This window comes from Marinobacterium sp. xm-m-383, assembly GCF_013283255.1.
GTDB lineage: Bacteria > Pseudomonadota > Gammaproteobacteria > Pseudomonadales > Balneatricaceae > Marinobacterium_E.
Window position 1 is genome coordinate 489,376 of record NZ_WBYT01000001.1, and the last position, 15,710, is coordinate 505,085.

General features: G+C 48.5%; 9 protein-coding genes, 1 tRNA gene and 1 pseudogene. 5 read left to right on the top strand and 6 right to left on the bottom strand.

Going from position 1 to position 15,710, the window contains the following annotated elements:
- The first annotated feature begins 25 nt into the window (after positions 1-25).
- Positions 26-1,618: a sensor histidine kinase gene (locus XMM383_RS02325; protein WP_173494457.1), complete on the top strand. Its 1,593-nt coding sequence runs from the start codon at positions 26-28 to the stop codon at positions 1,616-1,618.
- Between the two features lie 225 nt (positions 1,619-1,843).
- On the opposite strand, the gene XMM383_RS02330 is transcribed toward XMM383_RS02325, so the two are convergent.
- The 3 genes from XMM383_RS02330 to XMM383_RS02340 form a co-directional block, all read right to left on the bottom strand.
- Positions 1,844-2,671 carry a phosphate/phosphite/phosphonate ABC transporter substrate-binding protein gene (locus XMM383_RS02330; protein ID WP_173494458.1) on the bottom strand — a complete coding sequence of 276 codons (828 nt, stop codon included), beginning with the start codon at positions 2,669-2,671 and terminating at the stop codon, positions 1,844-1,846.
- A gap of 12 nt (positions 2,672-2,683) precedes the next feature.
- A complete protein-coding gene (locus XMM383_RS02335; RefSeq protein WP_173494459.1) occupies positions 2,684-4,522 on the bottom strand; it encodes an ATP-binding protein in 1,839 nt (612 codons plus the stop codon).
- Positions 4,523-4,708: 186 nt separating this feature from the next.
- Positions 4,709-5,686 (bottom strand): calcium/sodium antiporter, encoded by a 978-nt coding sequence (locus XMM383_RS02340; RefSeq protein ID WP_173494460.1) that lies wholly within the window; start codon positions 5,684-5,686, stop codon positions 4,709-4,711.
- A 303-nt stretch (positions 5,687-5,989) separates the two neighbouring features.
- Between XMM383_RS02340 and XMM383_RS02345 the strand changes: the two genes are divergently transcribed.
- Positions 5,990-6,077: transfer RNA gene (locus tag XMM383_RS02345), tRNA-Ser, on the top strand.
- Positions 6,078-6,391: 314 nt separating this feature from the next.
- Here the strand turns inward: XMM383_RS02345 and XMM383_RS02350 are convergent.
- Together XMM383_RS02350 and XMM383_RS02355 are read right to left on the bottom strand one after the other, a co-directional pair.
- On the bottom strand, positions 6,392-9,397 hold the full coding sequence (locus XMM383_RS02350) for a response regulator (RefSeq protein ID WP_173494461.1): 3,006 nt from the start codon (positions 9,395-9,397) through the stop codon (positions 6,392-6,394).
- A 135-nt stretch (positions 9,398-9,532) separates the two neighbouring features.
- Complete coding sequence (locus XMM383_RS02355) at positions 9,533-10,246, bottom strand: YebC/PmpR family DNA-binding transcriptional regulator (protein WP_173483994.1); 714 nt, start codon at positions 10,244-10,246, stop codon at positions 9,533-9,535.
- Positions 10,247-10,361: 115 nt separating this feature from the next.
- Here XMM383_RS02355 and XMM383_RS02360 point away from each other — a divergent pair, with 115 nt between their 5' ends.
- The 3 genes from XMM383_RS02360 to XMM383_RS02370 are packed head-to-tail and all read left to right on the top strand — an operon-like array spanning position 10,362 to position 12,681.
- Positions 10,362-10,613, top strand: a complete 252-nt coding sequence (locus XMM383_RS02360; RefSeq protein WP_173481000.1) for a Trp family transcriptional regulator — start codon at positions 10,362-10,364, stop codon at positions 10,611-10,613.
- Entirely contained in the window at positions 10,610-12,004 is a 1,395-nt protein-coding gene (locus tag XMM383_RS02365) for an anthranilate synthase component I family protein (protein ID WP_173483775.1), read from the top strand. The genes XMM383_RS02360 and XMM383_RS02365 overlap by 4 nt, the downstream gene beginning before the upstream one ends.
- Positions 12,005-12,018: 14 nt before the next feature.
- Positions 12,019-12,681, top strand: a complete 663-nt coding sequence (locus XMM383_RS02370; RefSeq protein ID WP_173481166.1) for an aminodeoxychorismate/anthranilate synthase component II — start codon at positions 12,019-12,021, stop codon at positions 12,679-12,681.
- Positions 12,682-12,823: 142 nt separating this feature from the next.
- Here XMM383_RS02370 and gcvP read toward each other — a convergent pair.
- Positions 12,824-15,688, bottom strand: a pseudogene (gcvP, locus tag XMM383_RS02375) (aminomethyl-transferring glycine dehydrogenase).
- Between the last annotated feature and the right edge of the window lie 22 nt (positions 15,689-15,710).

The following is a 15,710-nucleotide window of genomic DNA, read 5'->3' on the forward strand; positions in this document are numbered from 1 at the left end:
AACAGATGTTTATTGAGACAGCGCGTTGATTCGAAACTCCATTAAAACTAAGACGATCCTAGGGGTAGCTGCTATCGAGGCGGTCCTGCTGATCACACTGATCGTTATGATGCTCGGTTTTATTCGTGATACGAACTTCAACGAGATGGATAAGCGCGCAAATGCGACCGCAAAACTCTTTGCCATAACTGTTAAAGACTCTGTCTTAGCTTACGATCTAGCCTCTCTGAATGCGTTTGTTGATGAGGTCATGAAAAGTGATGACATTCTGTACGCGCGTGTTCTCGATCAACGGGGTCGCATCTTAACTCAATCCGATACTATCTCTCCTGGTGACATCGACCTAGAAGCGTCAGAAGTTGATGACGGTATCTTTGATGCAAAAGCGGTCATCGAGGTCGAAGGCGATCAGTACGGCATGGTAGAGGTCGGGTTTAGTATCTACCCTATACTCAACACGATTGAAGAGGCTAAACGTTGGAGTTACGCCATTGCCGCTTTAGAAATGGTATTAGTGGCAATCTTCTCTTTTGTCTTGGGACGCTATCTGATTAATAAACTCTCCCTGCTTCGTGATGCTGCAGAGACCATTAGCCGAGGCGAACTTAAGACTCAAATAGAGGTTAAAGGAAACGACGAAATCGATGTCGTGGCAACCGCTTTTAACCGAATGAGCTCCACCCTCAAAGCGACTCGCGAACAGGAAAAGACCTTAGAGCAGCAGCTGCGTAATTTAAATGAAGAGCTAGAAAACAAAGTTGAACAGCGTACTCTAGCGCTATCAGAGAAAAACCATCTGCTTGAATTAGCCAATCATGAAATCAAGGCCGCACAAGCCAAACTTATTGCTGCTGAAAAACAGGCCTCACTGGGAATTCTAGCGTCAGGCATTGCGCATGAGGTGAATAACCCGCTTTCGATTGTCCGTTCTAACATCGACACCCTGCGCGATTACATAGAGCAGTGTGTGAGCGCGATAGAGCAGATAAAAAAAGAGTCGATCAATCCTGAACAGCTCAATCCAATCTTAGAAAGAGCTGATTTTGATTACCTCTCATCAGATTATCCGTCACTGATAGATGAGTCCGAAGCGGCTATTTTGCGGGTAACACTGATCATCTCGCAACTTCGTAATCTGGAGTTAAACAGAGAGGAGTCAGAGTTAGAGTTGGTCAACCTACGAAGCCTAGTTGAACAAAGCGCTGAACAAGCTGTACAGCAGTTACCTGATCGCGCTGCAGGTAATTGTCAGATACTGATTCAACTGCCCGACTCTCTATTTGTTCGAGCGAAGGCACGCTTAGCAATCGATGCAATATCTGGCGTCGTTACCAATGCGATACAGGCTGTTCCTCATGAAAAAGAGGCTCTGGTCAACATTCAATGTGAAAGAGAAGGATCAGAACTTAAACTGACGATCGAAGATAATGGTTTGGGTATAGAGACCAAAGACATCAACAACATCTTTGATCCCTTCTTTACCACACGCGAGATTGGGGCTGGAACAGGGCTAGGGCTATTTAAGGTGCAAACCCTGATGAAAAGCATGGATGGTGATATTGAGCTGGTTAGAGCGAAACCTAGCGCGCTTTTCCAGCTTAGGTTTCGCTTGGATTAAGTTCGCGGCCTTTTTAAGACCGCTCCAACAGTTCGAAATCTTTTCTTAAGTTCGCGGCCTTTTTAAGACCGCTCCAACGGTTCGAAATCTTTTCTTAAGTTCGCGGCCTTTTCAAGACCGCTCCAACGGTTCGAAATCTTTTCTTAAGTTCGCGGCCTTCTTAAGACCGCTCCAACGGTTCGAGATCTTTTTATGTTGGAGCGGTCTTGAAAAGGCCGCGATCGCTCAATCCAACAAACTATCCAACAGCGTTAGCTTAAGCGCTCGTACATCATCCCAGTCACTGTCATTAGCGGCTCTAAGCGATTGAATACCTAAACCTGATAACGCAGCTTTACCCTCTTCAGAATTACCCATATCAGCCAATGCCGCTGAAACTTTCTTGGCTATATCGGCATCAACTCTTGGGTGGTTAGCAAAGGCATGGGGGGTGTACTCTTCGGTTTTCCAAAGCACTTTTAATTGGCTCTTAATATCATCTTTGGAGTTATTAAACGTGCGTCCTATTCCGCCTCCAGCCAAGAAAAACTCACGGGACACACCCAAATAAACCGAGTCATGCGAACTGACATAACGGGGAGTGATAGTAATACCCATTTTTGCCAACTCCCCACGTGGAACCAACGAAGCCGCAAAGGCTGCTGGCGAAGGGAACGCGACCTCCTTACCCTCTAACTGGCTTAACTCAGTAATGGAGCTGTCGTTACGCGTTACAAGAAGACCCTGAATTTTCTTATCCGCTCGATGCGCAAGCGCAGTGTAACCCATGTGTTCATTAAAGAAGGTGAAGTGGTAGGGGTTCATGTAAGCAAAGTCATACACACCATCCATTAAACGCTGCTCAAAGGTAGGAATGTCGGTAGCGGTGGCAAACTGAAACTGCACGCCCGTTTTATCTTCTAAATGCTTAAGAACAGGCCCCCAGACTTTAGCTAACTTGGTTGCTGACTGCTGAGGGACAACACCAAAGGTGAACGTCTCTGCCCAAGCTTGACCACTAATCGCCGTCGCCAAAACGCCAACTGACACAAAACGCTTTAATAACTTATTCATCACTCACTCCTCTTAACTATTAACGATTTTGACAGATTGAGAGTGCAAAAACGCCTCAATGCTGTCGATTTTTAACGGTTTTGCCAACACAAGATCTGCACCCGCTTTTAATAGCTGATCTCGCTCCCCCCCGATGGTTGCCGCTGTTACACCGATAATGGGTGTATCAACATCCATAGACCTTAGGGTTTTAATCATCTCTGCCCCATCCATGACCGGCATCATCAGGTCAGACAGCATAAGATCAAAGGTTTGTAATTTAGCTTTTTGCAGCCCCTCATCCCCGTTAGAAGCAGTCACAACCGATGCGCCTTTTGATTCCAGCATCTTTTTGGTTAACAGTTGGATTGTTAGGTTATCCTCAACGACCAAAACGGATAATCCTTCTAACACTGAGTGTTCCACCTGAGGTAATTCAGATGTTGGCAAAGAATTCTCAGCCTCTTCAATCGCCAATGAGAGTCTAAAGGTAAAACGGCTTCCCGTTTTTCCGTCGCTCTCTAACACCAACTCACCGCCCATGTTAGTCACCAACTCCTTACAGACACTGAGTACAATACCGGTCCCCTCAGCCTGGCTATTACCCCGAGTGAAGCTCTCAAACACCCGAGCCTGAAGCTCAGGCATAATGCCCTTACCATCATCGGTAATAGTGACTTCAAGACGTGCAGAGCTTGGGTTAATGCGTTGCAGATCGGCCGAGATAGACAAGGTTTTACACTGGCTGTGAATGATGGCGTTTCGCATTAGATTTGAGACGATTTGACGCAGCGCCTTCTCTGATGTTTTAACATGAGCCTCGCTAAGCACTATCTCATCGACTAAACGAATTCCGTGTGCATAGGCTTGCTGTCGATAGCTGGTAATAAGACCACTGAATAGCTGACCCAAATTGACTGAATCGACGTTCATATCACGACCAGAACCGGCTCGTGCGACCAAACTCATATCATCAATAAGCGATAGAGTATGTTCAACATTTGAGCGAATGCGATTGAGATTAATGGACTCTCTATTCTCTAACTCCATCATGATGATCGATATGGGCGTGCGGATCTCATGACCTAAAATGGCAAACACATCGGCTTCACGCTGTTTGGACTCTTCCGATAGTGCAAGCGCCTGCTGAAGTTCTTTGGTTTTACTTTCGACTTGCTGCGCTAAATTGTCCTGGCTTTGAGCCATAAGTGTATGAGCTTCAACTAACTCTTTGCGCATCGCTTCAAGCAGCTTAGCAAACTGCGAGATCTCATCATCGCCAATAATCTTCACCTTAGTATTTAGGTCACCCTTGGCAATCGATTCGACACTTTTAGAGAGCTCGCGTATGCGATAAGTCAGGTATCGACCAAGCAGGTATGAAAAGAAAGCTACCAACAGAAGCCCGCCAATCGCGATTTGAAAACCTAATACTTTGGCAAAATTGGAGTTATCGTCAACGATTGAGATGTCATAGGTAAATTCGACCCAGCCAAAGGATTGTTGATCGATAATAATAGGTATCTGAACTTCGTATATGGATTCAAGCCCACTAAGCTCCTTCTGTGTCTGGCTCGCCATGACTCGATCATTGGCTGCTATAACCGAAACGCCCAATACCGTTTCACGCTGCATGAATTGAGATATGGTCGATTCTACCTCGGCAATATCAAAACTGATGACCGCATTGGTGATGGACGAGGTAAAGAGCTCTGAGATGCCTCGTGCAGACTCTTCATAAAGCTCTTTATTCGTGTCATGCACAATGGTTGACTCTGTCAGAATCAAGAAAGAGAAGGCGCAGATCTCGATTAATGCTACACCAATAATGGTTTTAGCACTGATACTTAACTTGGACACAAACTTAAACATACTGCTCTCTACAAACTTTCGTTAGAAAATTTAAGGCAAGTATCGTGCCAGCTAATTGGTTGTTGGAGTTTGTCTGAAAAGCTATCGCGGCCTTTTTAAGACCGCGATAAAAATTGTTGGAGCGGTCTAGCAAAGGCCGCGATGATGACTGTAGGAGCTAGCCCAAAGGGCGAAGCGAATTAAGAGTTAAAAAGACGCCGACAAGGTAAAGAAAAGGTAACCCGCATACCCAATGTAGACGGCCACCAACAACCCACCCTCAACGCGATTAATGCGACGACGCCCCAACACTCCGTAACCTAGAACAAACAGGGACAGAGTTAACACGCCCATGATGGTCCAATCGCGGTAGAGAGCTGCAGCTTCAATACCCAAAGGCTGAATAGCTCCGGCTATACCCACAACGGCAAGAGTATTGAACAAGTTAGATCCAATGACATTACCCAAGGCTAAATCATGCTCGTTCTTCTTTACCGCAATGATTGACGAAGCCAGCTCAGGCAGCGAAGTGCCTATCGCGACAATGGTCAAGCCAATGATCAAATCACTGACACCCAAAGCCATCGCAATATCGACAGCGCCCCAAACCAACAGGCGTGAGCTACCGATCAGAATCACTAGGCCTAACACCAACCAGAAAAGCGCTCGACTTAACGGCAGGTAGTCGTCATCTTCAAACTCAGATTCAAAGTCCGCAGAGAGTGTGTCGTTTTTGGCTCTCATGCTAGAGTAGATCGACCAGCCCATGATCAGCGCAAAGACAAACAGCATCAGAAAAGCATCAAAACGAGTGATCTCTAAATCGTAGATCAACGCTCCCACAAGCAGGGTTGCAAGGGCTAATAGAGGAAGCTCCGTCTTCAGAATCTTGGACTTAACGCTGATAGGACTTAACAGCGCGGTGATCCCCAAAATTAACGCAATATTAGTGATGTTTGAGCCAAAGCCATTACCAATTGCTAAGCCAGGGTTACCTTGGGATGCGGCCAAAGCAGAGACCACCATCTCAGGTGCAGAGGTACCAAACCCAATAATGACCATACCGATCAATAAGGTTGGCATACCCAAATGTTTAGCGGTAGCAGCCGCCCCATCGACAAAGCGATCGGCACTCCAAACCAATAACACAAGACCCGCAACCACAGCCAAGATAGGCATCAACATCAATCAGTTCCTAATGAAAATATTAAATCTGAGTGTATTCTAAACGAAACCACCCACAGTAACAGCACAAGCCGCGATAAACCCTTGTGATTTAAACCATCTTTGCTAGAATCCGCGCTCGCGTTGAAGAGCACGCCTGAAGAGTGATGTGCCAATAAAAAGTTTAGGTCAGTTGTCCGAGTGGTCGACTAAAAACGCAAGGATAGCGTTTTTGAACGGACGAAGCCCGACCCCAAAGGGGTGAGCGTCAGGAGACGCGAATAACGAGCACGCCTGGAAAGTGTTGTGCCAAATTAAAGTTTAGGTTGAGTGTCCGAGTGGTCGAAGGAGCACGCCTGGAAAGTGTGTATACGGCAACGTATCGAGGGTTCGAATCCCTCCTCAACCGCCATCCAAAACAAAAAGCCTCGCACAAGCGGGGCTTTTTGCTTTGGGTTGTTTGGATAAGAACCCGACCAGAGGGTTCGACAAAAACGCAGGATAGCGTTTTTGAACAGCGAAGCTGGGCAGAGCCCGAGCGACAGGGATGTCGCGAGTTAATCCCTCCTCAACCGCCATCCAAAGCAAAAGCCTCGCACACGCGGGGCTTTTTGTTAGAGCCTTATCGCAGATGAGGCGATTGGCATCATCGCGGCCTTAATAAGACCGCTCCAACAACAGCGCAAGTACTATCGCGACCTTTACAAGATCGCTCCATGATAAGGACTAGCACATACTTTCTGTGGCTATTTCCATCTGCATTAGTGTTTCAACCAATGCTTCGGCTTTAAGTGGTTTTGAGAGCACCGCATCGGCACCCTCCTGCATAAACTGTTCGGTCTCTTCGCCAATCACCGCCGCAGTCACTGCAACAATGCGCGTCGTTGCCCCGGTCGCCCGAATTGCGCGAGTCAATTCGTGGCCATCCATTTCAGGCATCATCAGGTCAGTAACCACCAGATCAAACTGCTCGGGATCAAAGGCTTCCAAAGCCTCTCTGCCGTTAACACAAGCAGTGACAATCGCCCCCTTCTTCGTCAGCATCCGCTCGGTGAGCATACGCAGGGTATTGTCATCCTCTGCAAGGAGCACACGCATGCCTTCTAGGCTGACCGGGGTCGATTCTGAAGCGATCTGTTCAACAGCCACAACTTCATCACCCAGCGCGAAGTTAAGAGTGAAGCAAGCGCCGCCCAATGGGCTTTGGCTATAACGAATCTGGCCACCAAGGCGTTCGGCTAACTGCTTGATGATGTAGAGTCCCAGCCCCGAGCCGTCTTGGGTGGTATCACCACGAGAGAACGCCTCAAACAGCTGCTCGACTTTCTCCGCAGGAATACCCTTACCGTCATCCTCCACCCTCAAACAGCCTTGAGGGCCCCCATTGGCATAGGAGATCTCAAAGCCCACATCTATTCGGCTGCCACCCGAGTGAATCGCAGCGTTCTTCACCAGGTTCGTTACAATCTGGCGCAGTGACTGCGCATGCAGCAGGTAGGTTGCAGCTGAACATTGTACCCCATCAGTAGAGAGCGACAGACCTCTCTCGGTAATGATGCCCTTAAGGCTGTTAAGTGCCCGACACACCAGTTTGGCAGGGTTCTCCGCAACTGCTTTCGACTCTAGCGCACGTTCCGGTGAGATCACCACACGCATATCTTCTAGCACATTGAGCAGACTCTCTGAGATCTCAGCGATCTGCTGGGTACGCTCGCGATCGTTTATCTGCTCATCTTCAGTCAGCATCTTAATGGTGGAGACCGGGGTACGCAGCTCGTGCCCAACAATCGCAAACAGCTCTTTCTGTTTGGCGAGGGTTGACTGCAGCTCGGCCTGGGCCTCCATCATAGTATTGATATTGGTGTTTAAAAAATCGACCCCGGTGAGCTCACCCTGCTCGCTGAACAGCGGCCAGAACTGCATACGATACCACTGCCCTTTAATCGGCCCAGTCAGAGCCTGAACCACCCGCTCAACTGGCTCGCGGGTTCTAACAACCTGAGCGACCGACTCCTCGAAGATCTTGACATATTTCGGAGTCATAAAGTTAGCAAAGTCGCCGAACTTGATAGTTCCACCCGGCTCCAAAGACCAGCGTTTGGCGTAGGTCCGGTTGTAGGTTATTACCTTCGTCGCCAGATCGAGGCGCCAGAAGAGCATCGTTGTCCGCTCACACAGACTTTCAAACTTCTCAATTTCAGACACAACGGCTTGATTGCTCTCAACCAATTGAGTTACGTCTAATGATGTACCGATGAGCAGCTTACGGCCATCAACCTCAAGCAACTTCCCGTATAACTGAATCCAGATGGTGGCGCCGATATCCTCACGGATGAGTGGATGGCGTGTTTGCAATATAAACTCTGGGTCAGCCATCGCAGACTCAATAGACGTTTGCATATCCTCGGCAACCCGGGCGTGCCACTCCTCAGGCACCGCTGCAAAAAGCTCCTCTGCTGGATACCACTCCCCAGCCTGCCAACCCTTACCGTGCCAAGCGGCAAAGGTCTCATCCGGTCGAATCAGTTGTCGCTCCAGATCAAACTCCCACTTGTAGCCGTAGCCGATCTCGCTTGCCAAGCGCTCGCGTTGGAGTTCAACCTGGGCTTCCTTGAGTAGCGCCTCGGTGCGATCCATGCCGCGCAAACGGTAGGCCAGAACACCGCTAAGGACGACACCTTCAAACAGGTTTGCGTAGGAGACGATATGTTCAAATTCGCTCCCAACCCAACCGTTTAAGTTAGCAACGTAAAAAAGCGAACAGGTTGCGTAGACACCCCAACCCAACAGCACATATTTTGCCAGCGGATTTCTTTGCAACAGCGCATTGATGACAAGGTAGGTGAATACAAAGAAGACAATAGGCCCCGCCCAGTCGGCGTAAGACTTTATCAGTGCGGCCGGCTCTAAAATCAGATGTCCTGCAAGGATTGCGTAGCCGAGCATCAGCAATCGCTTCGTTGTCTTGGTCTGGTTATCCTTGAACAACAGCGATAAAAACAGATAAGCAAAGGCGTAGAGCGCCACACCGGAGTAGGCCTCTAGTGCAACGGAATTTACACTAATACCCAGGATTTCATAAAGGCGAAAGTACGATAGTGTCACGGACGCAGAACAGAGCAGAAAACCGCTATAGGCGAAATAGAGCAATCCTCCATGCGATACCGCGAGAATGAGGTTATAAAGCACCAGTACAACCAAGCCACCGAAGAGAAGCAACCCAACGGCTGACTCTTTGTGATCTGAAAAGTAACCCTGATTAAGATCAGTCACCTGGTAACCCAGATCGACCTTGAAGTTACTCTCAATTCTGTACAGCAGCTCGGCCGAAGACTGACCATCTAACTCTATCGGGAAGCTGGTTTTGGTAAGTGTCGAAGCTCGCGACGCCATAGACACCGAAAAACCGTTGCTACGCAGTCGCGTGCCAGCCTCAGTCACCAGATACTCCTCAACCAGGGGCAGGCGCAGGGAGTCGAACTGTACCACCTGCGTTGTTGGAGCGGATGAGTAGTTGTTGACGCTCAGCTTAATCCAGAATACCGAGTCGCTGAACCCACGCGAGGTGTCGCTGGTCTGCTCAAACCAATGTGGATTGGCCATCACCTCATCGTAGGTTTTAGTCCCTGTGGTATCTTCAAACAGCCATATTTCATCATTAGCAGTGGCATTTGAACTTCCAATGAGCATTAGAGAAATTAGCTGTAAAAATAGAGTGATTGCACGAAACATATTGATACTCAGTTTTCTTAAATCTTGTGTTTATCTAGCAAGTATCGTGCCAACGTAGGTGCCAACAACGCTCCAACAATAAGGTTTTTTCCAACAAAAAAGGCTCCCTATGGAGCCTTCATTCAACGTCATTCTTTACAGTTGAACGTTGTGGTAAACGTGCTGAACATCATCAAGATCTTCTAGCATGCCTAAGAACTTATCAAACAACACCTGATCTTCTTCGCTGATCTCTGTGTAGCTGTTAGGTACCCACTGGATCTCTTCTACTTCAAGATCCGTAATGCCCATCTCAGTTAGAGCTGTTTTAGCTTTAAAGTAGTCGGTAGGAGCAACAAAGGCGGTTAGCAACCCCTCTTCGTTCTCAAGATCGGTTACATCAACGTCGGCTTCCATCAGCGCTTCAAGCACAGCGTCTTCATCATCGTGTTTGAATACAAATACCGCAGCGTGTTCAAACATGTGCGCTACGGCACCTTGGTTACCGATTTTACACTTAGTCTTAGTAAAGGCTTGACGAACATCACCAAAGGTACGGTTCGGGTTGTCAGTTAGACACTCAATGATCGCCATTGAGCCGCCTGGGCCGTAACCTTCATATCGAGCAGGTGCGAAGTCTTCACCGCCACCACCTTGCGCTTTATCGATCGCTTTATCGATAACGTGCGCAGGTACCTGATCTTTTTTAGCACGATCAAGCAAGCTACGCAGAGACAGGTTAGCATTGGGATCCGAACCACCGGATTTGGCACTCATGTAAATTTCACGGCTGTAACGACTGTAGACCTTAGCATTCTGGTCAGAAGTTTTAGCAATCGAGGCTTTTCGGTTTTGATACGCACGACCCATCGGGAAGTCACTCCAGTAGTTCAAAAAAGAGGCGACAGTTTAATCCCCTAGCGCCCTTCAGACAATCCTAAAAAGCGCTGTTCACTGGAAAAGCATTGTGCTATCGTACTAGTACATGAATACATCTAGCCATTTTGATCAACTCATTACTCACCTCTTCTCTTGTCAAAGCGAAGAGACACTTTCCGTTGCGCTGCAGGAACTGTTAACACCCAGTGAAGTCACAGAGATCAGTAAACGATTACAGATCTTCCGACTTTTAGAGGATGGTGTTCCCCAACGCGAAATTGCGAAACAGCTAGGTGTAGGTATAGCGACTGTGACGCGCGGTTCGCGCGCATTGAAAGCCAAAGAAGGTAACGAATGATTAACCGTAAACCGGCCAAAATTGAGCTTCCCCGAAAACCTCAATACGTCAAAATGGCGGCCGACATCGATTTTTTCCAACTGTTTAAGAAGATCGAAAAGCGCTTTGATAACTGCGTGATGCTCGAATCTTTGGGTGAAGAGAGTTACATCTCACGCCACTCCATCATCGGTTTTGATCCTGAGCAGATTTTGTGGGCCGACGAAGGTTATCTTCATATCGAGGATCGCCAGGGCAACCGCGAGTCTTACGCCAGTGAAAACCCATATTACCTTCTACGTGAGATCGTTCCTCAAAACATCATCTCGCGAAAATATGCGGGTGGTTTGACCGGCTATATCGGTTACGACTGTATGAACTACTTTGAACCCTCACTGAACCTACAACACAGTGAGATGTTCGATATCTTCCGTTTTGGTGTTTTTAAAGACGGTCTAATTCTCGACAAAATGACCGGTGAAGTTTTCTACTTCTACTACACTGATAGCCGCATTGAGTTGGTCGATGAGATTCTCGCTTCCGACTGCCCTGCCAATGGCCCGCTGAAGATCTACAACCTCGGCGATACCATGACCCAACAAGATCATGCTGATGCTGTTATGAAGGTTAAACAGGACATCATTGAGGGTAAGATTTTCCAGACGGAAGTGGGCTTTAAAAAGCGTTTCCGCCTCGAGGGTGACACCATCAACATTTACGAACAATTGCGCGAAGTGAACCCATCGCCGCAGATGTACTACGTAAAGTTTGGTGAGCAGAAGCTAATTGGCGCAAGCCCCGAACTACTCTTCCGCTTACGTCAGGGTGAAATGGAGACCTTCCCACTGGCCGGCACAACAAAACGTGGCGCCGATGCCGTTGAAGATCAGCAGTTAGCTCGCGCCCTACTCAACGATCCTAAAGAGATTGCCGAGCACAATATGATCGTCGATCTACATCGAAACGACATCGGTCGAGTGGCACGCTTTGGTACGGTTAAAGTGCGCAACCTTATGGACATCAAACGATTCAGTCATGTCCAACACATCTCAAGTGAGATTGTCGGCATTATCTCTGATGAGCATGACATGTTCTCTGCTTTAGCCAGCAACTTCCCTGCCGGCACACTGACAGGCGCGCCAAAAATTGAGGCGATGACGATCATTGATGAGTTGGAAGCAGATGGCCGGGGCCCTTATGGAGGTGCAGTCGGTCACTTCTCCTTCAATGGTGATTGTACCTTTGCCATTCCGATTCGCACGGTATTTGCCAACGGTGAACAGGCGTATGTGCAGACCTGTGGTGGTAATGTCTACGACTCTAATCCGGAAGATGAGTACGAAGAGATTCGTCGCAAGTTTGCCGGTACTAAAAAAGTACTGGATCAATTTATGGTGGAGGAACAGGCGTGACCGACTCAACAACCATGAAGGTTTACATCATCGATAACTATGACTCCTTCACCTACAACCTCTACCAGTTCATTGGCGAGATTCTTGAAGCTGAGCACCTCGCAGGCAACTTGGATAATTTTGAGATCATTGTAAAACGCAACGATGAGGTCGATGTTGAGGCTGTTCGCCAGGCCAACCCAGATAGAATCATTATCTCGCCCGGCCCTGGCTCACCGGATGACCCTAAATATTTTGGCGTCTGTGCTGATGTGATAACCAGCCTAGGCAAAGAGACGCCATTAATGGGCGTCTGTTTAGGTATGCAAGGCATAGTCCACTGTTTTGGTGGAAAGGTGGTGAAAGCCCCACTGCCGATGCACGGCAAGATCAGTCCGATCACCCACAACGCCGAGGGTGTATTCAAAAATATCCCCGATCAACTTGAGGTGATGCGCTACCACTCTCTCATTGCAGAGTCGGAATCGATTCCAGACTGTTTAGAGGTCACTGCAGCTGTCGGTGAGCTACAGCAGAACGACCTGACCAACATCGATCGAATCCGCCAAGGCGGTGCCTTTGAGATTATGGGTGTTAAGCACAAAGAGTATCCAATACACGGCATTCAATTCCACCCAGAGTCCTTTGCGACCGAAGGCGGTAAAGAGCTGATTCGAAATTTTTTGTTTGTGGAGTGATCTTGTTGGAGCCTTATCGTAGATGAGGCGATTTATAATCGCGGCCTTTTCAAGACCGCTCCAACATTCAAACCGCTCCAACGCTCCAAAAAAAAAGGGGTCTGACCTTTGGTCTGACCCCTTTTTGTTAATACAAAATAACCTACTCTGCGTAGTCACTCACCGGTGGACAGGTGCAGACGAAGTTTCGATCGCCGTAGACGTTGTCGATACGGTTAACCGTTGGCCAGAACTTCGCTTGGCGAACCGCACTGACTGGGAACACAGCCTGCTCTTTTGAGTAGCTGCGGGTCCACTCTGCATCCACCAGATCTTCCAGGGTGTGCGGTGCATGTCTAAGAACAGAATCTTCCGCAGCGACTTCACCTCGCTCAACCGCCGCAATCTCTTAACGAATCTTAATCATCGCTTCAATGAAACGATCAAGTTCCTGAATAGATTCTGATTCAGTTGGTTCCACCATTAGCGTGCCCGGCACAGGGAAGGACATGGTCGGCGCGTGGAAGCCATAGTCCATCAAACGCTTAGCAATGTCCTCTTCAGTAATGTCAGAGACCTCTTTCAGAGGGCGGATATCGATAATACATTCGTGTGCGACAAAACCATTCGTGCCGCGGTAGAGAATCGAATAGTGATTCTCAAGACGTTTAGCAATGTAGTTAGCATTTAGAATCGCCAGTTCGGTCGATTCGCGCAAACCGCGATCACCGAGCATACGGATGTACATCCAGGTAATCGGCAGAATAGACGCCGAACCGTAAGGTGCTGCTGCTACGGCTCCATTGCTGCCATTACCTGGCACGGGCGATACACTGTGGCTAGCAAGGAATGGCGCTAAGTGTGCTTTCACACCAATAGGCCCCATACCTGGACCACCACCACCGTGAGGGATAGCAAAGGTTTTGTGCAGGTTAAGGTGTGATACGTCAGCACCAATCGTACCTGGCTTACACAGGCCTACCTGCGCATTCAAGTTAGCACCGTCCATGTAGACCTGACCACCATGCTGGTGAATCAGTTCACAGATTTCACCCACAGCCTCTTCAAAGACACCGTGCGTCGATGGGTAGGTAATCATCAGTGTCGACAGGTTGTCGCTGTGCTGTTCCGCTTTGGCTTTCAAGTCAGCCACATCCACGTTACCCACTTCATCGCAGGCAACCACAACCACTTTCATATCCATCATTGCGGCTGAAGCAGGGTTGGTACCGTGCGCCGACGATGGAATCAAACAGACATTACGGTGACCTTCACCGATAGACTCTTGGTACTTACGAATCGCTAACAGACCAGCGTACTCACCCGAAGCCCCTGAGTTTGGCTGCATAGAGATCGCATCGTAGCCGGTGATATCAATCAACCAACGATCCAACTGTTCTAGCATTTCAGCGTAGCCCTGTGCCTGCTCTGCAGGAACGAACGGATGAACATTACCAATTTCTGGCCAAGTGACCGGCGCCATCTCCGAAGTCGCATTCAACTTCATCGTACATGAACCTAGCGGAATCATGCCGTGAACCAGAGAGTAATCTTTATTCTCTAGACGCTTCATGTAACGAAGGATATCGTGCTCAGCGTGGTATCGATTGAATACAGGATGTGTAAGAACCTCGTCTTCACGAACCAAATCAGTCGGTAATGAGAAGGACTCCTCAACATCGTCTAACTCTTCAACTGAGATGACCCTACCAGTAATGACACTGATCAGTTCGGCAACATCTTCAACGCTGTGCGTCTCATCGAAACTGATACCAAAGCGAGTATCAGACAGTTTACGAGGATTGATATTGGCATCCAGCGCGCGCTGATAGACCGACGCGTCAGCATCAAAACTCAAGGTATCAAAGAAGTGGGTATTGGTCGTTAAGCCAGCAGAGTTAAGCTGTTTCGCTGCAAGCTGAGCAAGGCGGTGAACGCGAGTGGCAATCTTTTTCAGACCGACTGGGCCATGGTAGATCGCATAAAACGCAGCCATATTGGCAAGCAGTGCCTGCGCTGTACAGATGTTAGAGGTCGCCTTCTCGCGACGAATGTGCTGTTCACGTGTCTGCATCGCCATGCGGTAGGCTTGGTTACCGCGAGAATCGATCGATACCCCAATAATACGACCAGGAACCGAGCGCTTAAGCTTTTCGCTGGTCGCGAAAAATGCAGCATGTGGACCACCAAAGCCCATCGGTACACCAAAACGTTGTGCTGAACCGAGTGCAACATCTGCACCGAGAGAGCCCGGTGATTTAAGCAACATTAATGCTAAAAGATCGGTTGCCACTGCAACCAGTGCACCTTGTGCCTTAGCATCTTCAACGACGCTGGCAAGATCGATAATCTCCCCCTCACTGCCTGGGTATTGAACCAGACAGCCGAAACAGTCGTGTGAAGAGAGGTTTGTGGCATCATCAACAACGACCTCAATACCAAAGTACTCGGCACGTGTTTGAATAACATCCAAGGTCTGTGGGTGTACCTGAGAATCGACAAAGAAGGTGTCTGATTTCTTACGATTAGATCGCTTAAGCAGAGTCATTGCCTCAGCTGCAGCGGTCGCTTCATCAAGCAACGACGCGTTTGCCAAGTCCATGCCAGTCAGATCCATGACCATCTGCTGGAAGTTGAGCAGTGACTCAAGACGGCCTTGTGAGATCTCAGGCTGGTAAGGGGTGTAGGCGGTGTACCAAGCGGGATTCTCCAGCACGTTACGCTGAATAACACCCGGTACCAAGGTGCCGTAGTAGCCCATACCGATAAAGTTTTTGTTCAGTTGGTTCTTAGCCGCGATCTGCTTAAGTTCCGACAGGGCTTCAACCTCTGTCACCGGATTACCAATCGAGAGCGCATCACTCAGTAGGATCGATTCAGGGACGGTTTTCTGAATCAAATCAGCTCGATCAGAGACATCCAGGGTGCTGCACATCTGTAATTGCTCAGCATCATTTGAGCCGAGGTGGCGCTGAATGAATTGATCAGAATCGCGAAGTTCTTGAAGCGTACTGTGAGAGTGAGGCATGAAGGGTTCCAACTAACAATTA